Annotated in this window: 22 protein-coding genes; 17 read left to right on the top strand and 5 right to left on the bottom strand. The window is 67.7% G+C overall.

Annotation, left to right across the window (positions count from 1 at the left end; genetic code table 11):
* Window positions 1-235: 235 nt before the first annotated feature.
* Window positions 236-1,276 carry a zinc-dependent alcohol dehydrogenase family protein gene (locus M2351_RS32330; protein ID WP_264660098.1) on the bottom strand — a complete coding sequence of 347 codons (1,041 nt, stop codon included), beginning with the start codon at window positions 1,274-1,276 and terminating at the stop codon, window positions 236-238.
* A 220-nt stretch (window positions 1,277-1,496) separates the two neighbouring features.
* Between M2351_RS32330 and M2351_RS32325 the strand changes: the two genes are divergently transcribed.
* The 3 genes from M2351_RS32325 to M2351_RS32315 all read left to right on the top strand — a co-directional run bounded on the left by M2351_RS32325 (window position 1,497) and on the right by M2351_RS32315 (window position 2,967).
* Complete coding sequence (locus M2351_RS32325; protein ID WP_264660097.1) at window positions 1,497-2,081, top strand: DUF6655 family protein; 585 nt, start codon at window positions 1,497-1,499, stop codon at window positions 2,079-2,081.
* Between the two features lie 220 nt (window positions 2,082-2,301).
* Entirely contained in the window at window positions 2,302-2,424 is a 123-nt protein-coding gene (locus M2351_RS32320) for a hypothetical protein (RefSeq protein ID WP_264660096.1), read from the top strand.
* Between the two features lie 129 nt (window positions 2,425-2,553).
* Entirely contained in the window at window positions 2,554-2,967 is a 414-nt protein-coding gene (locus M2351_RS32315) for a nuclear transport factor 2 family protein (protein WP_264660095.1), read from the top strand.
* 54 nt (window positions 2,968-3,021) lie between these two features.
* On the opposite strand, the gene M2351_RS32310 is transcribed toward M2351_RS32315, so the two are convergent.
* Window positions 3,022-3,501 (bottom strand): VOC family protein, encoded by a 480-nt coding sequence (locus M2351_RS32310; protein WP_264660094.1) that lies wholly within the window; start codon window positions 3,499-3,501, stop codon window positions 3,022-3,024.
* Between the two features lie 270 nt (window positions 3,502-3,771).
* On the opposite strand from M2351_RS32310, the gene M2351_RS32305 reads away from it, so the two are divergent.
* The 3 genes from M2351_RS32305 to M2351_RS32295 all read left to right on the top strand — a co-directional run bounded on the left by M2351_RS32305 (window position 3,772) and on the right by M2351_RS32295 (window position 5,880).
* Window positions 3,772-4,440: an NAD(P)-dependent oxidoreductase gene (locus M2351_RS32305; protein WP_264660093.1), complete on the top strand. Its 669-nt coding sequence runs from the start codon at window positions 3,772-3,774 to the stop codon at window positions 4,438-4,440.
* A gap of 563 nt (window positions 4,441-5,003) precedes the next feature.
* Complete coding sequence (locus tag M2351_RS32300; protein ID WP_264660092.1) at window positions 5,004-5,498, top strand: hypothetical protein; 495 nt, start codon at window positions 5,004-5,006, stop codon at window positions 5,496-5,498.
* A 100-nt stretch (window positions 5,499-5,598) separates the two neighbouring features.
* Window positions 5,599-5,880 carry a hypothetical protein gene (locus tag M2351_RS32295; RefSeq protein ID WP_264660091.1) on the top strand — a complete coding sequence of 94 codons (282 nt, stop codon included), beginning with the start codon at window positions 5,599-5,601 and terminating at the stop codon, window positions 5,878-5,880.
* A gap of 70 nt (window positions 5,881-5,950) precedes the next feature.
* On the opposite strand, the gene M2351_RS32290 is transcribed toward M2351_RS32295, so the two are convergent.
* On the bottom strand, window positions 5,951-6,358 hold the full coding sequence (locus M2351_RS32290) for an EF-hand domain-containing protein (RefSeq protein ID WP_264660090.1): 408 nt from the start codon (window positions 6,356-6,358) through the stop codon (window positions 5,951-5,953).
* Between the two features lie 498 nt (window positions 6,359-6,856).
* On the opposite strand from M2351_RS32290, the gene M2351_RS32285 reads away from it, so the two are divergent.
* The 4 genes from M2351_RS32285 (at window position 6,857) to M2351_RS32270 (ending at window position 12,151) form a co-directional block, all read left to right on the top strand.
* The gene (locus M2351_RS32285) at window positions 6,857-7,957 is read left to right on the top strand and encodes a hypothetical protein (protein ID WP_264660089.1); all 1,101 of its coding nucleotides are present in this window, start codon (window positions 6,857-6,859) and stop codon (window positions 7,955-7,957) included.
* A gap of 25 nt (window positions 7,958-7,982) precedes the next feature.
* Window positions 7,983-9,284: a patatin-like phospholipase family protein gene (locus M2351_RS32280; protein ID WP_264660088.1), complete on the top strand. Its 1,302-nt coding sequence runs from the start codon at window positions 7,983-7,985 to the stop codon at window positions 9,282-9,284.
* Window positions 9,285-9,312: 28 nt separating this feature from the next.
* Window positions 9,313-10,107: a cyclic nucleotide-binding domain-containing protein gene (locus M2351_RS32275; protein WP_264660087.1), complete on the top strand. Its 795-nt coding sequence runs from the start codon at window positions 9,313-9,315 to the stop codon at window positions 10,105-10,107.
* A 100-nt stretch (window positions 10,108-10,207) separates the two neighbouring features.
* Window positions 10,208-12,151 (top strand): adenylate/guanylate cyclase domain-containing protein, encoded by a 1,944-nt coding sequence (locus M2351_RS32270; protein WP_264660086.1) that lies wholly within the window; start codon window positions 10,208-10,210, stop codon window positions 12,149-12,151.
* Window positions 12,152-12,170: 19 nt separating this feature from the next.
* On the opposite strand, the gene M2351_RS32265 is transcribed toward M2351_RS32270, so the two are convergent.
* Window positions 12,171-12,884 carry a TetR/AcrR family transcriptional regulator gene (locus M2351_RS32265; RefSeq protein WP_264660085.1) on the bottom strand — a complete coding sequence of 238 codons (714 nt, stop codon included), beginning with the start codon at window positions 12,882-12,884 and terminating at the stop codon, window positions 12,171-12,173.
* A 333-nt stretch (window positions 12,885-13,217) separates the two neighbouring features.
* On the opposite strand from M2351_RS32265, the gene M2351_RS32260 reads away from it, so the two are divergent.
* From M2351_RS32260 to M2351_RS32235, 6 genes are read left to right on the top strand one after another with little or no spacing between them, the layout of a single operon-like run.
* Entirely contained in the window at window positions 13,218-14,498 is a 1,281-nt protein-coding gene (locus tag M2351_RS32260; protein ID WP_264660084.1) for an alpha/beta fold hydrolase, read from the top strand.
* A gap of 38 nt (window positions 14,499-14,536) precedes the next feature.
* Window positions 14,537-15,415 carry a VOC family protein gene (locus M2351_RS32255; RefSeq protein WP_264660083.1) on the top strand — a complete coding sequence of 293 codons (879 nt, stop codon included), beginning with the start codon at window positions 14,537-14,539 and terminating at the stop codon, window positions 15,413-15,415.
* Window positions 15,416-15,450: 35 nt separating this feature from the next.
* Complete coding sequence (locus M2351_RS32250) at window positions 15,451-17,124, top strand: AMP-binding protein (protein ID WP_264660082.1); 1,674 nt, start codon at window positions 15,451-15,453, stop codon at window positions 17,122-17,124.
* Entirely contained in the window at window positions 17,121-17,603 is a 483-nt protein-coding gene (locus tag M2351_RS32245) for an acyl-CoA thioesterase (RefSeq protein WP_264660081.1), read from the top strand. The genes M2351_RS32250 and M2351_RS32245 overlap by 4 nt, the downstream gene beginning before the upstream one ends.
* Complete coding sequence (locus M2351_RS32240; RefSeq protein WP_264660080.1) at window positions 17,600-18,754, top strand: FAD-dependent monooxygenase; 1,155 nt, start codon at window positions 17,600-17,602, stop codon at window positions 18,752-18,754. The genes M2351_RS32245 and M2351_RS32240 overlap by 4 nt, the downstream gene beginning before the upstream one ends.
* Window positions 18,751-20,121: an MFS transporter gene (locus M2351_RS32235; RefSeq protein ID WP_264660079.1), complete on the top strand. Its 1,371-nt coding sequence runs from the start codon at window positions 18,751-18,753 to the stop codon at window positions 20,119-20,121. The genes M2351_RS32240 and M2351_RS32235 overlap by 4 nt, the downstream gene beginning before the upstream one ends.
* 42 nt (window positions 20,122-20,163) lie before the next feature.
* Here M2351_RS32235 and M2351_RS32230 read toward each other — a convergent pair whose 3' ends face one another.
* Window positions 20,164-20,442, bottom strand: coding sequence for a hypothetical protein (locus M2351_RS32230; RefSeq protein WP_264657648.1), 279 nt, complete (start codon window positions 20,440-20,442; stop codon window positions 20,164-20,166).
* A 62-nt stretch (window positions 20,443-20,504) separates the two neighbouring features.
* On the opposite strand from M2351_RS32230, the gene M2351_RS32225 reads away from it, so the two are divergent.
* Complete coding sequence (locus tag M2351_RS32225; RefSeq protein WP_264657647.1) at window positions 20,505-21,860, top strand: IS701 family transposase; 1,356 nt, start codon at window positions 20,505-20,507, stop codon at window positions 21,858-21,860.
* Window positions 21,861-21,874 lie beyond the last annotated feature (14 nt).

Below are 21,874 nucleotides of genomic sequence, written 5' to 3'. Positions count from 1 at the left end.
AATTCTGTCAACGGAAAGGAAGTCTTATATCTACACTTTTTACGTGTTCATGGCGCACTTTGTTGAATGCTGTGTTCCTGATGCTTGTTTAAATTTGTCCACATGCAGCGGTCACGTGGTCAATTTTGTTCAAAAGGCCTCTACTCGATAACATCGAAAAAGGCCCGGAGCGGAGCCGGCACCGACGCCGTGCAGGCCGGTGGGAACGGCGACGCTCATGGATCACGACGGGCCGTCATCGGGATGCGGGATCGGGCGTGTCAAACACCACTCCAACCTTGCCGACGTGCCCGCCCTCCGGCAGGCGGCGGATGGCGTCCGCCACGTCCTGGAAGGCGTAGAGCTTTTCGTCCACGACCGGGCGCATCCCATGCAGGTCGATCGCCCGCAGCATGTCTTCGAACAGATCGCGGCTGCCCACGGTCACTCCCTGGAGGCGGATGTTCTGCGTCACGACATGCCCCAGGCCGAACTCCGCCGCCGCACCGCCAAGGACGCCGATCAGGCTGATGGTGCCGCCGCCGCGCACGGCGCGCACGGACTGCGCCAGCGTGCCGGCGCCGCCGACCTCGACCACATGGTCGGCACCGACGCCGTCGGTCAGCCTGCGGACCGTCCGCCCCCATTCGGGGTCCGCGCGGTAATTGACCAACTCGTCGGCGCCGAGCGCGCGCGCCCGTTCCAGCTTGGCGTCGCTGGAGGACAGGGCGATCACCCGCGCCCCCTGCATCTTGGCGAACTGCAGGGCGAACAGCGAAACGCCGCCGGTTCCCTGCACCACCACCACGTCGCCGGCCTTGACCGGGTTCTGCGCGACTACGGCGCTCCAGGCCGTCACCCCGGCGCAGGGCAGCGCCGCCGCTTCCAGGTCGGTCAGGAAGCCGGGCACGCGCACCGCGGCGTGCTGCTCCACGGCCATGAATTCCTGCATCACGCCGTCGCGCGGGCCGCCGAGCTGGGAACGCCACCAGCCGTCCCGGAACGGCCCGCTGACCCAGTCCTGGAAGAAGGTCGGGCAGACCCGGTCGCCGACCTTGAAGCGTGTCACAGCCGCACCGACCGCCACCACCTCCCCGACGCCGTCGGACACCGGGACAAGCGGCAATTCCCCGCTGCGGCTGCCGTAGCCGCGCCGGACGAGGACATGGTCGCGGTAGTTCAGCGTCGCCGCCTTCATGCGGAGCAGGACCTGCGTCGGCCCCGGCGCGGGCTCCGGCCGCTGCGCTTCGACGATGTGGTCCACCGACCAGTCGCCACGGATTTCCATGACACGCATCGCTGCCCCTCCGCTCGGCTCTTCGCCCAGCAAGATATGGACGGCGGACCTCCAACTCCAACCGCATGATTCCGCCCCGGGACACGGTGTCTCAAATCTGCCCCTTGCTGGATTGCAAGTTTCTGGGCCTTTTGTCGAAAGCAAACCGCTGCGGGCCGGCCCCGCGGCGGCATCTGCGCGCAGCAGGTGGAGGACAGGTCACGAGCTTTACGAGGATGTCATGCCCCGGAACACACACAGCATTGCAGCCCTCATTGCCCTTGCGGCGCTGGCGACTGCGTGCACCGATGTGAAGGAGAGCCTTCCATCCCGCACTGCTACGGAACAACTTCTCATCGCGAGCGCGGCCGACAGCGCCGCCAACCGCCTGAAGCTCGACCTTTCCAACGGTCGGAAGGCGTTCGTCGACACCAGCAACTTCGAGGGCACGGACGCGAAATACGCGGCCAGCGCCATCAAGGAGTCGCTTCTCCGCCAGGGCATCCGCCTGACCGACGACAAGGGCGACGCCGACACGATCATCGAAATCCGGCTTGGCGCGCTGTCGGTGGACCAGAGCAAGACGGTGCTCGGCATTCCCCCCATCACCCTTCCCGGCACGATCACGCTGCCGGAAGCCTCCGTCTACAGTTCGACCGAGAACCAAGCCGTCGCGAAGTTCTCCGCCTTCGCCTACGACCGCAAGTCCGGAGAGATGGTCGCCGCGGCCGAGCCGGCCTACGGGCTGTCCGGCGAACAGAGCTACCGGGCGATGTCGCTGTTCTCCTGGCGGACGTCGCCGCAATACGCGGAAGATCCGAAGTAAACCCGGCGCACGGCGGCGGCGCTACCCCTTGCGCGTGGTGGATCGGGGCAGCGTTCGGGGCGCACGCTCCGCATCGGTGTCATACGGTCGGCGGATGAACACTTCCAGTGCCCGCCGACCGTCAAAACCCGACAGATCAGTGCCTTGGCATTGATCAAAAGGGTGATACGGACGAAGCCTCCAGGCGCCGGCCGTATCACGCGGCATCACGGAGGTCGTGATGGACATGCTGCTGCCGTTCCTGATCGCCGCTCTGGTTGTGCTTGCGCTGCTGTTCCGGCCTTATCGGCCAGGCGGCCAGCGCCCCCATCGGGCGCGGGGATCGAAGCGGCCGAGGGCGTGAGCCGAGGACACAAGCCGCCGGGCCGCAACGGTCCTGTCCCGTTGGGGCATCCCCCCTTGCGCCCTCCATGGCCGGGTGGGGCAGCGTTACCATTCCCCGGGTTCATGTCCAGCAGAGACGGAGCTTGCCATGCCGCAGGCGGACATCGATTGGCTGCGCGACCTCTACGACCGCTATGGCGCGGGCGACGTCGCGGCGATCTTCAACCACCTTGCCCCCGACGTCGAATGGGTGTCGGACCGCCGGTCCCCAGCGCTCTCCAGCTTCTCCGGCACGTTCCGCGGTCCGGCCGAAGTCCGGCGCTATTTCGAGGGCCTCGGTCGCGACTGGCGCATCGACCGGCATGAAACGACGGCGATGATCGCCGACGGGGACGAGGTCGTGGTGCGGAATCTGGTCCAGGCCACGAACCTCGCCACCGGCAAGCAGGTCGAGGTGCCGACGCAGCACAGGCTGCGCCTGCGCGGGGACAAGATCACGCGTTTCGAGGAGCATTTCGACGAGGCGACGGTCGAGGCCGCCTGCCACGCCGAATGCCGGTAGCCGCAGTCCAGCCTGGGGCCCGGCCCGGAATCCAGCCCGGACGACCCGGGACCGTCAGCCGCGACGGGCCGCCTCGATTGCGGCGACGTCGATTTTCGTCATGCCCATCATCGCTTCGAAGGCGCGCTTGGCTTCATCGCCGCCGACCACCAACGCCTCGGTCAGCACGCGCGGGGTGATCTGCCAGGAGACGCCCCATTTGTCCTTGCACCAACCGCAGGCACTTTCCTGGCCGCCATTGCCGACGATGGCGTTCCAGTAGCGGTCGGTTTCCTCCTGGTCGTCGGTGGCGATCTGGAACGAGAAGGCTTCGCTCTGCTTGAACGCGGACCCGCCGTTGAGCCCGAGGCAAGGGATGCCGGCTACCGTGAATTCGACCGTCAGCACGTCGCCTGCCTTGCCGGACGGGTAATCGCCGGGGGCACGGTGGACGGCGCTCACCGAACTGTCGGGAAACGTCTCGGCGTAGAAGCGGGCCGCCGCCTCGGCGTCCTTGTCGAACCAGAGGCAGATGGTGTTCTTGGCAGTTGCCATGGCCTGTCCTTTCGCGTCGAAGTTAATTCGAAGTCAATTCCGGCCCGGTTTCCCGCGCGTTTCGGAAGCGTTTCACAGCCAGCCTCGACATTACACCACGAACACGAACGACGCTCGCGCCATCGAAGCCCCGTCCGCAACAGGGCCGTCAACGGCTGATACAGGCGGCCAGTTCGTCGGGCGTGCCCATGGGAAAGGCTTGCTTCAGATGGTCGAGGAACGCCGACACCCGAGCGCTCATGAGGCGCCCCATTACCCGAGGCAGACACCATGCAACGTACCGAAACCGGCGGCAGCCGGACCGAACAACCCAGGATACTGGTCCTTGGTGCGACCGGCGGCACCGGCCGCCTGATCGTCAGCCAAGCGGTGGCGCGCGGGTACGACGTTACCGCGCTCGTGCGCTCCGCCGAGAAGGCGAGCGACCTGACGGGGGCGACACTCATCGTCGGAGACGCTCGCGATGAGAATGCCTTGCGCCAGGCGCTCAAAGGCCGGGACGCCGTCGTCAGCGCGCTGGGAACACCCGTCAGCCTGTTCCGTGAGGTGACCCTTCTCTCGTCCGCGACGCGGGCTCTGGTGAGCGCAATGAAGGCCGAGCACGTCTCGCGTCTGGTCTGCATCACGGGGATCGGCGCCGGCGACAGCGCCGGGCACGGCGGCTTCCTGTTCGACACCGTGATTTTTCCGCTTGTCTTGCGCAAGGTCTATGCCGACAAAAATCGACAGGAGGCAATCGTTAGAGACAGCGGGCTCGACTGGGTGCTCGTTCGCCCCTCAGTGCTCAACAACAAGCCCGGCCGCGATACAATCCGTACGCTCACGGATCTCTCCGGTTTCAGTGGAGGCACCATAGCACGAGCGAATGTCGCGAGTTTTGTTTTGGACCAAGTGCGTGACGACACCTGGGTGCATCGTTCTCCCCTGATCACCTGGTGAAAGTCTTATCGGGCGTACAAGTGCTGCCGTATCCTGCTACGGTAACCTGTCTGATACGTTTTCCACATGCCGCAATCGACTTCCGACAACGAACCGCGGGCGCCGTGGGGGTTACCGTATCACGCGCGCAGAGGCCCGGTTGCTACTTCCAACGGCTCTCGTGGTTGAGGCTCAATGGCGTCTTCATCGCCTCGGGGCCGGCCCCTCAGGAGTGGGCCCCTCAAGAGCGGGCTGTGACGGATCGTGACCATCCGCTCAACCGGCGGGTGTTGCGGGCGGGCGTGTTTTGCGGCTGCCGCCATGGTCGCCACAATGGCCATGCCAAGCTCGCGCCGACCCGATCATTCCCGGCAACGCCACCTTCGGTGTGGGCTGCCGCCTGACCGATACGGGCGGCCTTCGTATGGACCCGCGACCGCTCCGCTGGACGTGGTTTGCCTGCGACCCTGCCCGGTTTGAGGCTTTGCGCATTGTTGGGCATCGCTGGGCAGTCTCACCGGATTCCGAGTTCGACCATCCAACGTGGGAGAATGCCAATGCTTTGCTCAAGGATCTCGGTCACCGTGCTCGCCGCAACGATGGTGCTGCTCGGCAACGCCGTGTCGGCGCAGCAGCCGTCCACCACGTCGGGCAACACATCGGCGTCGAGCGGAGCCCAAGCGGAAAAGCCGGACGCCACCATCGACTTTTCAGGAGGCAGCGTCGCGTTGGGTATCGGCTACAGCTGGGGACATGGTGTCCTCCACTTCCAGGGAAAAGACTACCCGTTCACGGCAAACGGCTTCAGCATCGTCAACGTCGGCGCCTCGTCGGTGGAGGCAACCGGCAACGTCTACAATCTGAAGAAGGTCGAGGATTTCCCTGGCAACTATATGGCCGCCGCGGCTGGCGCCACCGTCGCCGGTGGGGCAGCGGGAGCCGCCATGGAAAATCAGCACGGCGTCGTCATCCGGGCCACGTCGAAAAACCAGGGGCTCCAGCTCACGCTCGCGCCGTCGGGCATCGCCATCGCGCTCGAAGGGCCTCCAGCGACCATGTCGGGATCAAGCTCGCAGTAGCGGTGGTTCACGGCCGTGACCACGCAGGGGACGCGCCCTGGCTCGGGGATATGAGCCGAGGCGCGTCTCCCACACCCTTGCGGGCCATGCGAGGGCACCCATGCCAGAGAAAACGCGGCACGCCGTCGAACGCTTCCCGGATCTGGCGCAAGCGATCAAGCAATACAGCGCCGACAATCGCTTTTTCAGCAGCTTGTGCGAAGACTATGGCAAAGCGGTTGAGATGCTGCGCCAATGGGAAAAGGCGTCCGGCAACAAAACGCTGGCGCGATTGCGGGCCTGTCGCGCCCTCGTCGCGGACCTTGAGGATGAAATCCTGCGGGAGCTAAGGTTCTGGAACGACCCGCATTCCGCGGTTTCGGATGATGATCCCCCATTCTGACCAGCGTCCACGCCGGTCTCTGTTGCGGCCACCCACGGCGGCCTGGTCGGCCACTCACCTCCCGGCATTCTCACTCGTTTCGGACATGCTGCAGCAGGATTGTGAACTCCTGCCGATCCAGGGCGTCATCATGATTGGTGTCCGCTTGGGTGAACGCAGCGTCAGCCACGGCCAGGAATTCAAGCGGGCCGATTTTCCCATCCGCACCGGCGAGACGGGCGAAACTGTCGGCCGGAAGCGTGGTTTCCGCGCGCGTCAGGGCAAGGTCTTTGTTCCGATCCATGACGTAGAACACAAGCATCTGGTTGTTTTTGAACTCCTCCCTTGAAATCCGGCCGTCGTTATTGTCGTCGAGGAGAGCAAAAATCTTGTCGTCGCGGCCGGAGTTTGCGGGCAGGTCGGCGGCGGTCGCCTTCGTTGCGACCAGCATGGCCAGCAGCATCACCGCCATCGAACCATTTTGCGTCATCGCCATCATGGCCCGCCTTCCTCGGCACGTCGTTACTGATCCGTACACGATGCCAGCAAGCCTCGACGCCGGACAATCGGGGCATTTGGGCAGGGGGGGCACCGCTCCACCACTCTCATCCAACGCCGCTCATGGCTCCATCGGGCCCCGCGCCGCCCGGTGACGCTCGTCATGCCCAACGGATGGGTGGGCAGCAGCCACCATGAGGCTTCTCGGCGGACTTTCGAGTGGATGAGAGACCATGCTTCTGGACATATTCCTTCGATCGTGAAAACTGCAATACAATAAAGCGTGCATCATTTTGTGTCGACACTTAACCATATCGCGATTTCAGGTGATCTTTAAAAAATAAACTTCTGAAATAGTATTTTTTGACAAGATGATTGGGCGAAAATCTGTCGCCAAAACTCATGGCGAAATATTCGTGAACTTTCCGCAAGGCGCTTTTGCGATCCTGGACCAGTTGGCTGTCCACCGGATGTCGGGCCCCGAAGAAGGAACACCCCCATGCCATGCTCCTTGGACGACACCATCCCGCGTGAGTTGGTCGCATCGGCGCTGGAGGGCATTCTTGCCAGCCGGGAGTTCCGCAACGCCACCCGCAAGCGCCGCTTCGTCCAGTTTGTCGTGAATGAAGCTCTGGCCGGACGCACCGACCACATCAAGGCCTACGCCATCGCGCTGGACGTGTTCGACCGTGACGCCAGTTTCGATCCGATGCTCGACCCGATCGTCCGCATCCAGGCCGGCCGCATCCGCCGCAGCCTGGAGCGTTATTACGACACGGAAGGGGCCGACGCCCAGGTCCGCATCACCATTCCAAAGGGCAGCTACGCTCCACAATTCGCTCTCGTGAGGAGCGACGCCCCTGGCACTCCCGAACTGCAAGCTCCCGAACGGCAAAGTGGAGAGGTGGATCGCAACCGGGCTCCGCCGTCCCTGCGGGTCGAGCACGCGATCAATCCATCCATGGCCGTCCCATCCATGGTCATCCTCGCGGCGGCGGTCCTGGTGTTCGTGGCGGCCCTTCTCGTGCCCGTGATGTCGGACCTTCCATTCGGGACGCGGTCGGCGCGACCGGAGCCGTCTTCGTTCGGCGCCACGCGTGCAGCGTCGCTGATGGTGTTGCCCTTCACCAACGGCACCGGCGACCCGGCCCAGGACATCGTTGCCGATGGCTTCACCGAAGATCTGGTCGGGGCGCTCGTCCGGTCCCAGAGAGTGCGCGTGTTCGGAGCGGACAACCACGAACGCTCCCCATCGCCGCTGCACAAGGCGCGGCCCGACGTTCCCATGGATTACGTGCTTCGGGGCAGCATCAACCAATCCGGCGAACAGGTCCAGGTGACGACCGTTCTGAGCGACGGCCGGAACCGCCGCTACCTTTGGGCCGACGACATCCGCCGGGAGACCAAGCCCGACACGGTGGTAGCAATGCGGCAGGACATCGCCCTGGAGGTCGTCCAGGCTCTGACGCGGCAGAACGGCGTGTTCGACACCGAAGACGCGCGAGGCTCCGCCGTTCGCCCGCCGGCGGCGCTGTCCTCGCCCGAATGCGGGTCGTTTCGCACGCTGATGTCCTGGATTGGGCTGACGGCGCTCTGCTGAGGACCGCATTTCCGAGGAGACGTCCATGCGATCTCTACGACGTGTGCCGCCGCTGCGGGGCGCCCTGCCCGCCCTGGCTGGCGTCCTGTTCATTCTGCTCACCGCGACGGGCTGCGGCACGCCCACGCGCCTCGACGCGGTGCCGGTCGCCAGCCAAGCCAAGGCCAGCGTCGTGGGCATGCCCGAGGTGCGCTACTGGGGCGATGCCAAGGCCGACGAGTTCCTGCCCGATGCTCTGGAGTCCGTGCGCCGGGAGCGGGACCTGCTCCAGCAGGCGGGCGGTCGCGGCCCTCTGCCCCCGGCCGACTTCCTGGCGATTTCGGGGGGTGGCGAGGACGGCGCCTTCGGCGCGGGCCTGCTGGTGGGATGGAGCGCCACCGGAACGCGGCCGCGCTTCAAAGCCGTCACCGGCATCAGCACCGGGGCGCTGATCGCTCCCTTCGCGTTCCTTGGGTCCGAGTATGACGACAAGCTCAAGGAGGTCTACACGACCATCACGAACAAGGACATCCTCGAACAGCGCGGCTTCCTGGCGGCCATCAACAACGACGCCATGGCCGACACCGCGCCGCTGCGGAAGCTGGTGCGGCGGCTCTTCGATCAGCCGATGCTTGACGCGATCGCGGCCGAGCATGAAAAGGGCCGCATCCTGCTGATCGGCACCACCAACCTCGACGCCCGCCGCCCGGTCGTCTGGAACGTCACCAAGATCGCGGCCAGCCATCACCCGCAGGCGCTGGAGCTGGTGCAAACCCTCCTGGTGGCCTCGGCGGCCATTCCCGGAGCCTTCCCTCCGGTCATGATCAGCGTCGAGGCGGACGGCAAGACGTTCGAGGAGATGCACGTGGACGGCGGCGCCACGGCGCAGGTGTTCGTCTATCCGCCCAGCTTCAACCTGAAGGCGGAAACGCAGCGGGCGGGGATCACGCGCCAGCGGCGTCTGTATGTCATCCGCAACGCGCGGCTCGATCCGGACTGGGCCCAGGTCGATCGCCAGACCTTGAGCATCGCCAACCGTGCCATCGCCTCGCTGATCCAGACGCAAGGCGTGGGCGACCTGTATCGCATCTACATCGCCGCCCAGCGCGACGGCATCGACTTCAACCTCGCCTACATTCCGGAGAGCTTCAAGACGCCGCTTCGGGAGCCGTTTGACAAAACCTACATGCAGGCCCTGTTCAAGGTCGGCTACGATCTCGCCGCCAACGGCTATCCCTGGGCCAAGACCCCACCGGGCTACGCAGCACCGCAGGTGGAACCGCCGGTCCCGTCCGTGGCGGCCAAGGCGGCAGCCGCCAAGCGGGCCGCGGCCGGCGCCGGCTTCTGAAGACCCCCACAGCGGCGAGCAACCGACCATGGCAAATCCACTGCGTTTCAAGGCTGGCGAGGTGCTGTTCCGGCAGGGAGACCCGAGCGGCTGCGTGCTCTGGGTCAGGCATGGCGAAATCGAAGTCCTGCGCGAACACGGGGACGCGTCCATCCTGATCGGCCATGTGCGGGGCGGCGAATGGCTGGGGGAAATGGGGGTGATCGAAAGCCGTCCTCGAAGCGCCACCGCCCGGGCGTCCATGGACGGTGCGGCCGAGGTGCTGGGCGCGCAGGACTTCCTGGATCGGGTGAGCCGCGACGCCGCGCTCGCGCGCGACCTGATCCAAAGGCTCAGCGTTCGCCTGCGGACGATCGAGGACAAGATCGCGGGCGACCTGCTGCCCGAGGCGGTCGAGCCCACCTCCGCCGCGGGCAGCGGGGTGCCGTCCGACGACTTGATCCCCGGCGACACGCCCATCACCCTGATCGCCCAGTCCGACGCCCTGCGCGCCCGGATCGGCGGAGGTCCCCTCCCCGTCACGCGTCTGCCGTTCGTCGTCGGCCGGGCTCCGGCCAGCGGTGAAGCCCCGCCGATGCGGCGACCCGATCTGTGCCTCGACGACCACGAGCCCTTTCGCCTCTCGCGCGACCACTTCATGATCGCCCGCAGCCAGGACCGCCTGCTGGTCACCGATCTCGGCAGCACGCTCGGGACGGTGGTGAACGGGCAGGCGATCGGGCAGAATTTCATGCGGGACACGGCCCTTCTGCGTCGTGGCGGCAATCGCGTCGTCGCCGGTGGCGGTGGATCACCCTTCGATTTCGCCGTGTCCGTCGGCTGAGCGGGAAACCGTTGCAAGACCTTGGAGTGTGAGGCGATCGGCGGACGACGCTTCCGGGAGACCTCGGCCCGCGGCCGCGAAGGAACCAGAGGGTTGAGGCATGCGCGTGCGTCTCAGCTATCAACTCTCGATCACGTCGATGTTCGTGGTTCTTGTGCTTGTGGTGGGGCTTGGGCTGGTCGTCCTGAGCTTCGACCGGGCACGGTCGATCACCCGCTCTGCGGCCCTGGCGTTCATCGACCGCGTCGCGGAGCACACGGCCGACCGCGTCGACGGCCAGTTCAAGGATGTTCTCGACACCTTGGAGGTGATGGCGAAGCTCCCCGCCATCGGGTCCAGCGCCATCGGGAACAATCCGCCCCTTTACGCGGTGATGGCCGCGCTGCTGCGCCGGCATGAGCAGATCTACAACCTGTATGTCGGTTACGACGATGGCACCTACCTCGAATTGGACGACCTGGACCAGGTCGGCGATGCGGGGCGCCGGCAGATGGGCGCGCCGCCCGGGGCCGCCTTCCGGCTCGCCATCATCGGCGCGGTGCTGGAGGAACGCACGCGCACACAGGTCACGCGCTATCTGTCGGCCGAGCTTTCGACCATCGCGGAGGCGGAGCGCGAGACGGCCTACGATCCGCGCACGCGCCCCTGGTATCGCACGGCGTTCGACGCCGACGCCGGTGCCGTCACCGATCCCTATGTGCCCGTGTTCACCCCGCTGCCGGGCTACACGGTCCGGCTGCCGTTCCACGATGACCAGCGCGGAGTCGTGGCGGGGAACATCCTCCTGGCCGACATCGGGGCGTTCCTGCGCGCCCAGCAGCTGGGAACGTCGGGCGTCGTGCTGCTCTTCGACGACCGCGGGCGCGTGGTCGCCCATCCGCGCTTGGCGGCGTTCCTGCACCAACGGGTCCCGGGTGGACCGCTGGAATTGCCGCGCCTCGACCAGGTGCTGGATGTCGACATCAATCCCCCTTTGGACGCGTGGCAGGCCGGCGGCGCGGCGGAGCAGATCTTCACGGGGTCCGCCGACGGGCGAACCTATGTGGCGGCCTTCCGGTCCATCCGGTCGGCGGGCTCCGCCCGGCTGAGGCTGGCCGTCGTCGTCCCGCTCGACGAGTTCTTCGGCGAGGTCGAGGCCGGACGGCGGCGGCTGATCGTCCTGGCCCTCGCGTTCGTTGCGGCGCTCCTCCCCATCGTCTGGTGGATCGGGGCGCGGCTGTCGCGGTCCATGAAGATCCTGGCCATGGAAACCGATCGCATCCAGCATTTCGACACGACCAGTCCGCCAATGACGGTCCGGTCCCTGATCCGGGAAATCGACGATCTCGGGCGTTCCGTGGCCACCATGCGGACGGTGGTGCTGACCTTCGCCCGTTTCGTGCCCAAGCGTCTGGTCCAGCAGCTGGTCACGACGGGCGCGGCGCTGCGGCTGGGCGGCGCCCGTCGCGAGGTGACGGTTCTCTTCACCGACATCGAGGGATTCACCGCGATCACCGAAAAGGTGGCGCCTGAGCAGGTGATGATCCAGACATCCCGCTACCTCGGCGTGCTGTCCGCCGCGATCATGGAGCATGGCGGCACGGTCGACAAATTCATCGGCGACGCCGTCATGGCGATCTGGAACGCGCCGGCGGACGATCCCGATCACGTCGCCCGCGCCTGCGCCGCCGTTCTGGCCTGCCGGACGGCGATCCAGGAACTCAACGCCGCCTTCGAACAGGAGGGCTGGCCGGCCTACCGGACGCGGTTCGGGCTTCACACCGGGGAGGCTGTGGTCGGCACCATCGGCTCCACCGACCGGATGGCCTACACCGTCCTCGGCGCGACGGTCAATCTGGCCGCCCGCCTGGAATCGCTCAACAAGGACTACGGCACGGACATCCTGGTGAGCGCGGCGGTCGCCGGGCGCGTGCCCGAGCGCTTCGTGTTCCGCGTGGTCGACACGGTTCGGCCGCGCGGGTTTCAGGAGCCCATCCGAATCCTTGAGCTGTGCGCCGCGCGCGACCTGATCCCGTCGGCATCGCCCGAACACCGCGTCGGGTAAGGCCCTTCAAGACCCCCTCTCAGGGGGCCGCAGTCCGTTGCTTGTAGAGAATTTCCAGGCAATCCAGGTTCTCGTGCAACTGGCGGAACAGATCGCCGGGATCCCCGGACGTCTTGCGCTGATCGTCCGACCGCAAGAGGCCATGCACGGCCAGATCCGCGAGGATACCGGCAACCTCCCTGGCCGTCTTGCGCCCGCCCTCGTGAAACCACCAGGTCGTCCAGCTGCACATGCCGATCAGCGCGAACGCGGCGACCCGGGCATCGACCGGACGGAACACGCCCTGCTGGATGCCGCGCGCGATCTGCGCCGTGAAATGGTCGAGCACGGCCCGCTTGGAGCGTTCATGCACCGCGCGCACGTCGGGTGGCAGTTCCACCTCGGTGCGGTCCACGACGCGGAACTGGAGGGCGTGCGAGAGCAGAAGCTCCACATGGCCGCTGACCATGGAGCGCAGCACATCGACCGGATCGTCGTCGGTCCGGGCGGAGAGCAGGGCCGACTGCCGGTCGCTGACGACGGTGACCTCCTCCACCAGTGAGGCCAGCACCTCCTCCTTGCTCTTGAAGTAGTAATAGAGCGCCGTGCGCCCGACGTTCAGCGCATCGGCGATGTCCTGGAAGCTGGTGCCCGCGAAGCCGCGTTCGGCGAACAGCTTCGCCGCGGCGTCGAGCACGCTCTGGCGCAGCAGCGCCTTCCGGCCGGTTTCCGCCTTGGCCGATGTTCTGCTCACCCCATCCCCTCCGCCGGGTTTCTTTTCATTGACGGTCATGCCCGCAGCATGGGTGCATTTGACGCGCGCGTCAAATTTTTGAAGTGCTGGCGAACGGTCCGTTCGATACCCCCGACCATCGAAGCCTTTGAAAACGCTGCCCCGAACGGCGTCAGCCCCACAAAAGCTGCGGCAATTCGCGCCTTGACAGGAATTTCAGCCTATTGACGGTGGCGTCAATTATTCGTCACAGTGTCAAAAAACAGGGCTGGATCATTGGCGGAGCGCCACGCCAGCCACCAATCACGACCATACGGGCGGATCGCCCCGCCCTTGGAAGGGGAGACGACGGACATGCCGGACTTGGGCACAGCCGCGCCTGCCGCACAGCGGTTGGCAGACCAATCAGCAACGGCCGGATTTCTCAACACCGACTGGAACCCCCGCGACCTTCCCGACGGCACGGTGACGCGCAACGTGGCGCTGCGCACGGCCGACCGGGCGGCCACGGGCGGCACGCTGTATGTGCGCGGCCGCAGCGACACCGTGGTGTGCATCATGCACCCGCGGGAGTTCATGGCCTGCCATTACCTGGTCCCGGACATCGTGGAGGCGGGCTTCGCGGCGTGGTCGCAGTCGCCGCGCGCCGTCGGCAACGACAGCCGACTGGAGCACGAGACGGCGCTGTTCGACGTCGCCGCCGGCCTGTCCTTCCTGCGCGCCCAGGGCTTCCGCCGCATCGTCCTGCTCGGCAATTCCGGCGGCGGCAGCCTCTACGCCTTCTACATGCAGCAGTCGCAATTGGCGCCGGAGCGGCGGATCGCCCGCACCCCCGGCGGCCGGCCGACCAACCTTGCGACGCTGGAGATGCCGGTGGCGGACGGGCTGATGCTGGTCGCCCCGCACCCCGGCCAGGGCATGCTGCTGATGGGCTGCATCGACCCGTCGGTGACCGACGAGGACGACGCGCTGTCGGTCGACCCGGCGCTCGACCCTTTCAGCCCGGCGAACGGCTTCGCGGAGCCGCCGGGGCCATCCCGCTACGATCCGGCCTTCGTGGAGCGCTACCGCGCCGCCCAGCAAGCGCGCGTCGCCCGGCTGGACGAGCGGGCGCACGCCCTGATCGCGGAGCGGCTGGCCGCCCGGAAGCGCGCCAAGGAGACCGGTAGCGCCGACGACCGGCGGCGCGGCGCCCATACTCCGCTGATGACCGTCTGGCGGACCGACGCCGACCTGCGCTGCTTCGATCCCAGCCTCGACCCCTCCGACCGCGGCTACGGCACGCTGTGGGGGCGGGATCCCTTCACCTCCAACTACGGCGCGGTCGGCTTCGCCCGCGTCTGCTCGCCGGAGGCGTGGCTGTCCACCTGGTCGGGCCTGTCGTCCAACGCCGCCCTGCACAAGACCGCCCCGGCCATCGAGCAGCCGTTGCTGCTCGTCGAATACACCGGCGACGTCTCGACCTTCCCGTCGACCGCCGCCGCGCTGTTCGACGGCTTTGCCAACCGGCGGAAGACCCACCTGCGCATCCGCGGCGACCACCACGGCCGGGCGCTGACGCCGGAGGAGGAGCCGGGGCGCACCGCCGCTGGCCGGGCGGTCGGCGCTTGGCTGCGCGACCATTTCGGCGGCTGAACGCCGCCCCCGAAGAATTACGTTCCAAGGAGACCAGCATGCTCGACCAACCCGCGACGCGGCTGCGCCTGCGCGGCGTGGACCATTCCGCCCGCCCGACCTGGAAGCTGCGCGAAACGGTGGAATTCTACCGCGACAAGCTCGGCCTGCCGCTCGTCCACGTCATCTCGGCGCGCGGCTGGGGCCCCGCCACCCACCCCGACTTCCTGCACTTCTTCTTCGACAGCGGAAACGGCAGCACCATCGCCTTCTTCTACTATCTCGGCTCCGACCAGCCCCAGGCGCTGGACGGGCGCGCGGAGATGCGCCCGTTGCCGGACGACCACGTCTTCGACGCCACCCACACCGCCTGGCTCGTCGACAGCGAGGAGGAGCTGAAGGCCTGGAAGCGGCGCCTGGAGGCCGCAGGCCTGACCGTTTCGGTCGAGACCGCGCACGAGGTGATCGAGTCCATCTACGTGCGCGATCCCAACGGCTATTTCGTGGAGATCACGCGCAAGCTGCGACCGCTGAACGCCATCGATTCCACCGACGCCGCCCTGACATTGCGCGCCGCGCTGGAGGTGGAGGACGCGGCAGCGGCCGGGGGGCGGCGCGTCACCGCCATCGACGAGGTCTGGACGCGCAAGTCCGCGCTGCTCGACGCGCAGGGCGGTCCCGCGGCGGCGCCGGTCAGCATCTTCGTGCCGCGGCTGGAGGAGTTCGCCTGCCTGACCCGCGCGGCCCGGGAGCGCGGCGACTGCACCGTCACCGCACTGGACACCCACGACCGCATCGACGCCGCCGGCCCGGTGGAGTTCCAGCGCCGCGCGCTCGGGCTGAAGCCGGCGGTCTGGTACGGGCTGTTCACCGGTGGCGTCCGCGGCCGGATCGAAATCTTCGACCGTGACCGCGTCGTCATCGCCCCCGCCGCCTAGCCCGCGAAAGACCACGCACAAAGGGGAGGACAGAGATGACAGCAATCCGCAATCCCATAAGCGGTGTCGTCTACACGCCGGCCGACCAGGCCGAACAGTATCTTGCCAACGGCGCCTGGATCCCGTCGACCGTCGGTGACGCGCTGCGCGCCAGCGCCGCGCGCCATCCCGACAAGCCGGCGCTGATCAGCGACGAGCGGACCGTCACCTTCGCCGAACTGAATGAGGCGAGCGACCGGCTGGCCGCGGCCCTGCTGGACCTCGGCCTCGCCACCGGCGACCGGGCGATCTTCCAGATGGGCACGACGGTGGAAACGGTCGTGGCGCTGGCCGCCTGCGTCAAGGCGGGGATCATCCCCGTTTGCACGCTGCCGCAGCACCGCGAGGTGGAAATCGGCGAGCTGGCCCGGCAGAGCGGTGCCCGTGGTTACTTCGTCCAGGCCGACTTCAGCCGCTTCGACCTTGTCGGCTTCGCCGCGTCCATGATGGAACGGCACGGGGCATTGAAACACCTCGTGGTCGCACGGGGCGAAGCGTCCGCCGCCGGACTGGCGCTGGACGAGCTGATCGCCGCCACGCCGGCGGACGCGGTGCGCGACCGGCTGGCCGCCCTGCCCTTCGGGCCGCAGGACGTGCTGACCTTCCAGCTGTCCGGCGGCACGACCGGTCTGCCGAAGATCATCCCGCGCTTCCACGCCGAGTACCTCGGCCATGTGCGGCACCTGATGGGGCTCTACCGCATGACGGCGGACAGCCGCATCCTGTGGTCGCTGCCCCTGCTGCACAACGCCGCCCAGGTCTACGCGCTGATCCCGATGATTCTGGGCGGCGCGACCGTCGTACTGATGCCGAAGGTCGACATCCGGCGCATGCTGGAACTGGTGGAGGCGCACCGCGTCACCCACGCCCTGTCGGTCGGCCCCATCGCACCGCAGCTGATGGGCTACACCGACGTCGGCCGGCACGACCTGTCGTCCCTGCGCCTGTTCGCGACGATGAGCCGCGCCGACAAGCTGGAGGAGCACATCGGCGTGCCCTGCTCCAACCTCTACGGCATCACCGAGGGGCTGCTGCTCGGCTCCCCGGCGGACGCGCCGGTGGAGCGGCGGCACCGTACGCAGGGCACATCCGGCTGTCCGCAGGACGAAATCCGGCTGTTGGAACCGGGTACCGAGACGCCGGTGCCGCCGGGCCGGATGGGCGAGCTGTGCTTCCGCGGCCCGTCGAGCCTGCGCGGCTACGTCAACAACCCGGATGCCAACGCCACGGCCTTCACCGCCGACGGCTTCTACCGCACCGGCGACATCATGACGGCGCACGAGGTTGACGGGCGGCTCTGCTACGCCTTCGAAGGCCGGTTGCGCGACAACATCAACCGCGGCGGCGAGAAGATCGGCTGCGAGGAGGTGGAGGCCTACGTCAGCCGCCACCCCAGCGTCGCCGACGCCAAGCTGGTCGCCATGCCCGACCCGCTCTACGGAGAAAAGGGCTGCATCTTCATCATCACACGGCCCGGCATGCCGGCCCCCGACGTGCAGGAGCTGGGCGCCTTCCTGACCGGCTGCGGGCTGGCGAAATACAAATGCCCGGAACGCGTCGAGGTGTTGGAGGAATTTCCCCTGACCCGCGTCGGCAAGCTGGACAAGCCTGCGCTGAAAACCCTGATCGCCGAAAAGATCGCGACGGAGACGGGGGAGTTTGCGCCATGACCCCGTCCGACTTTGTGGCGACGGAATACGTCGTCCGCACCGCCCCACTGGTGATCCGCCGCCGCGTGAAGTGGGGGGAGTGCGACCCGGCCGGCGTCGTCTACACGGTCGCCTTCGCCGAATACGTGATCGCGGCGGCCGAGCTGTTCTACGGCAGCCTGTTCGGCACCACCCCGCAGCGTGCCAAGGACGAGCAGGGGTTCGGCACGCCGACCCGGGCGCTCGACTTCGACTTCCGCCGCTCCCTGCGGCCGGACGAGGAGTTCGAGATGACCGTCACGGTCGCCGACATCCGCAGCCGGACCTACGTGCTGCAAATCTGCGCCCGCACGCTGACCGGCGACATCGCCTTCCTGGCGCACCTGACCCCGGTCTGCGTCGCCCGCGGCGAGCGCCGCTCCATCGACATCCCCCCCGCGTTCCGGCAGGCGCTGGAGCGCTACCGCGCCGCCTGCGCGGCGGAAGGAGACCCGGAATGAAGATCACCGTCATCGGGGGCGGCCCGGCCGGCCTCTATTTCTCCTTGCTCGCCAAGAAGCACGACCCGTCGCACGACATCCGCATCTTCGAGCAGAACCCGCGCGGCGCCACCTACGGCTGGGGGGTGGTCTTCTCCGACGTCGGCCTGTCCTTCCTGAAGGAGGCGGACCCCGACTTCTTCGCCGAGTTCACCGCCGGGCACGAGTGCTGCGACTACATGGAGATCGTGCACCGCGACACCCGCGTGCAGATCCATGGCAACCACTTCTCCCGCACCGCCCGGCTCGCCATGCTGGAGACGCTGGAGCGCGCCTGCCGGCGGGTGGGCGTGGAGATCCGCCACGGGGAGCGCATCGACGACATCGACGCCCTGGCGCGCGACGCCGACCTGCTGATCGGGGCGGACGGCGCCAACAGCGCGGTGCGCCGGCATTATGCGGAGCAGTTCCGCCCCAGCTTCGAACGGCGGCGCAACAAGTTCGCCTGGTACGGCACGCGCCAGCGCTTCCACCCCGTCTCGCTGATTTTCCGCGAGACGGAGGCCGGCGTCTTCATCGCCCACAGCTACCAGTACAGCCCGGAGTTCAGCACCTTCCTGGTCGAGGTCGATCCAGAGACGTGGCGGCGCGCCGGCTTCGACCGCATGGACGAGGAGGAGAGCAGCCGCGCCTGCGCCGACATCTTTCGCGCCGACCTCGGCAGCAATCCGCTGCTGACCAACCGGTCGCACTGGTTCGAGGCGAACATCGTGCGCAACGAGCGCTGGCACCACGGCAACGTCGTGCTGCTGGGCGACGCGCTGCGCACCGTGCACTTCTCGCTGGGCTCCGGCACCCGCATGGCGATGCAGGATGCCATCGCCCTGCATCGCGGGATCGCCGACCACCCCGGCGACCTGCCCGCCGCCTTCGCCGCCTTCGAGGCGCAGCGCCGCCGCTCCTCCTCCAGCTTCCAGGGCGCCGCCGCGCGCAGCCTGGACTGGTACGAGACGGTGGCCGGCAAGCTCCACCTCGACCCGGTCGGCTTTGCCTACGACTACATGCGGCGCACCGGGCAGGTCAGCCACGAGGATCTGCGCCAACGCGACCCGCATTTCACCGCCGCCTTCGAGGCGCAGACCCACAACGAACCTCTGGGGAGGACGGCATGAGCGCGGTCAACGTTTCCGATGTCGTCGGGCGCAGCCGGCTGGGCGGCCTGCAGCTGCGCGTCATCGCGCTGTGCACGCTGTGCATGATCGTGGATGGTTTCGACGTCCAGGCCATGGGCTACGTGGCGCCGGCGATCATCAAGGACTGGGGCATCGCGAAGGCGGCGCTGGGCGCCGTGTTCGGCGCGGCGCTGCTGGGCATGACGCTGGGCGCCCTGGTCATGGGCATGGTCGCCGACCGGTTCGGGCGCCGGCCGGTGCTGGTCGCCGCCATGCTGTGCCTGGCGCTGGCCAGCTTTGCGACCGCCCACGCCACCAACGTGGAGGAGCTGCGCTGGTGGCGCTTCCTGACCGGCCTGTGCATGGGCGCCATCGTCCCCAACGCGGTGGCGCTGGCCGGCGAGTTCAGCCCGGCGCGGGTGCGCATCACGCTAATGATGGTGGCATCCTCCGGCTTCATCCTCGGCGGCGCGGTGGGTGGGGCCATCGCCGGGCTGCTGATCCCGGCCTATGGCTGGCATTCGGTGTTCCTCGTCGGCGCGGCGGCCCCTCTGCTGCTCGGGATTGCCATGCTGGCCCTGCTGCCGGAATCCCTGCAGTACCTGACGGTGAAGGGACGGCGCCTGGACCGGGTGCGGCATTGGCTGACCCGGATCGAGCCGGGCCTGTCGATCGGCCCCGACACCGTGCTGACCGTGGCCGACCGTCCGGCGCGCGGCGTCCCGATCCTGGAGCTGTTCCGCGGTGCCATGGCCGTTGGCACGCCGCTGCTGTGGCTGCTGAACTTCATGAACCTGCTCGCCGCCTACTTCCTCGCCAACTGGCTGCCGGTGATCATGACGGAGGCCGGCCACGCCACCTCGTCCGCCGTGATGGTCGGAACGGTTTTCTGGGTCGGCGGGCTGGTCGGCAACCTGCTGCTCGGCTGGCTGGTCGACCGGCACGGCTTCGGCCCGACCTTGTCCATCAACCTCCTGGTCGGGGCGCTCGGCGTGGCGCTGATCGGGCAGGTGGCGGGCTCGCTGATGACGGCGGGCACGGTGATCGCGGTGGCCGGCTTCTGCGTGCTCGGCGGCCAGTCCGCGCTGAACGCGCTCGCCGCCGCCTTCTACCCGACGCCGGTGCGCTCGACCGGGGCGGGCTGGGCGCTGGGCATCGGCCGGCTGGGCTCCATCTTCGGGCCGGTCGTCGGCGGGGAGCTGATGCGGCTGAACTGGACCACCGCCGACCTGCTGGTGGTGGCGGCCGTGCCCTGCCTGATCGCGCTGGCCGGCAACCTTCTGCTCTGGGCGCTGGGCCGGTTGCCGCGCACAGCCGGCAGTGCCGCCGATGCCCTGCCCCCGCAACCCGCTCGGTCCCGCACGTGAGGAAACCTCGGCTTTGCGCGATCTGGGACGGCATTCCTTCCCTCATGCCCGGATCCAGAAGGCCGGTTCATCGGCGATGAAGGCGAGAGCGTCCTCAAGGTCGAACACCGCCCCGAAGGGTCCAGCCGGTCCCCAGGCCTCGCGCCGCCACCACAGAACTTCGACGCGGTTGGTCTCGCCCAGTGGCCGCAAGCGGGCAACTGGCGCGCCGGTGCGGGCGCTGAACAGTGAGTAGCCGCGGTTGATCCGGCGGACGGTGAGGCCGCCGCGCGGCCAGGGATAGGTGGCAATCCGCTCCAGGACGGGGTCGGTCGTGGGCATCGCGATCACGCGTGCGCAAGTCTGTTGGGTGGTCATACATCCGGCGCCGCCAGAGGTGTACCATGGTACGCCCCATTGTCCTCCCCAAAAGCTTCGTCGCGTGGCTCTGGCCGTACCTGGAGGCCTTCTCCGGACGCACCCGCGCCACGGTGGCGGCACTCGCCGTCGGCGCCGTGCTGGCGGTCGGCCCGCGCACGGTCGCCAATGCGCTGCGCGCCCTCGGTCTGGCCGATGAGCCGGGGTTCGCGACGTTTCACCGCGTGCTCAACCGCAACGCCTGGTCGGGGTTGGTGCTGGCCCGCACGCTGCTGCACGCCCTGGTCGGCGCCTTCGTTCCGGACGGACCAGTCGTCATCGGCGTCGATCACACTCTGGAGCGCCGGCGCGGCCCGTGCATCCGCCCGGCCAGCCAGTATTATGACGCGGTGCGGTCGTCCAAGAAGAGACGGGTCACCAGCCACGGCCTGCGCTGGCTGACCGCCATGCTGCTGGTCGAGGTGCCGTTCGCCGGCCGCATCTGGGGCCTGCCGGTGCTCACCGCGCTGACGCCCAGCCGCTCCTGGTGCCAGGAGCACGGACGACATTACCGGTCGGTCAACGACTGGGCACGCGCCGTCCTGCGGCGCCTGCACCGCTGGCTGCCGGAGCGGCTGGTGGTCGCCGTTATGGACGGCGGGTTCGCCGCGCTGGATTTGCTCGACGCGCTGAGCCCATCCATCATTGTCGTCACGCGCTTGCGCTTGGATGCCGCCCTGTTCGATCCCCCGCCGGCCGAGCAACACTATGGCCGCCCGGCGGTCAAGGGAGCCCGGCAGCCGAGCTTGCGCGCTCGGCTGAGCGACCCGGAGACGGTCTGGCGGCGCGCTGTCCAGGCCAGCCGCACCCAGTGGCGCACCGGTGGCTGGATCGAGTACGCCAGCGGCACGGCGCTGTGGTATCATGCGGGTAAGCCGGTCGTGCCGATCCTGTGGGTGCTGGTCCGCTATCCCGACGGCCGGCGCGAGCCCGAAGCCTTCCTGTGTACCGATCCGACGGTGCCGCCGCGCACGGTGCTGGAATGGTTCAATCGTCGCTGGTCCATGGAAACCACTTACGAAGAAAGTCGCGCCCACATCGGGATCGCGACGCAGCGCCAGTGGACCGATCCGGCGGTGTTCCGCACGACGCCGCTGCTGTTCGGGCTGTATTCGCTGATCACGTTGTACGTGCACCAACATGCCGACCGGCTGGCGCTGTCGCCGCGGCGCGCCCTGTGGTACCCCAAGCCGGCGCCGACCTTCGCTGATGCGTTGGCCCGCCTGCGCCGGCACCTGTGGTTCGAACAGGTTTTCGCCATCTCGTCCGAAACCACCGAGATGACGAAAACCGCCCCTCCGCTCCTGCGCCGCCTCATCGAATCCGTCTGCTACGCTCCATGAGCCACGTCAATCCC

Origin of the sequence: Azospirillum canadense, from assembly GCF_025961225.1 — a bacterium.
Lineage (GTDB): Bacteria > Pseudomonadota > Alphaproteobacteria > Azospirillales > Azospirillaceae > Azospirillum > Azospirillum canadense.
This window is presented reverse-complemented; position numbering and strand designations above follow the sequence as displayed.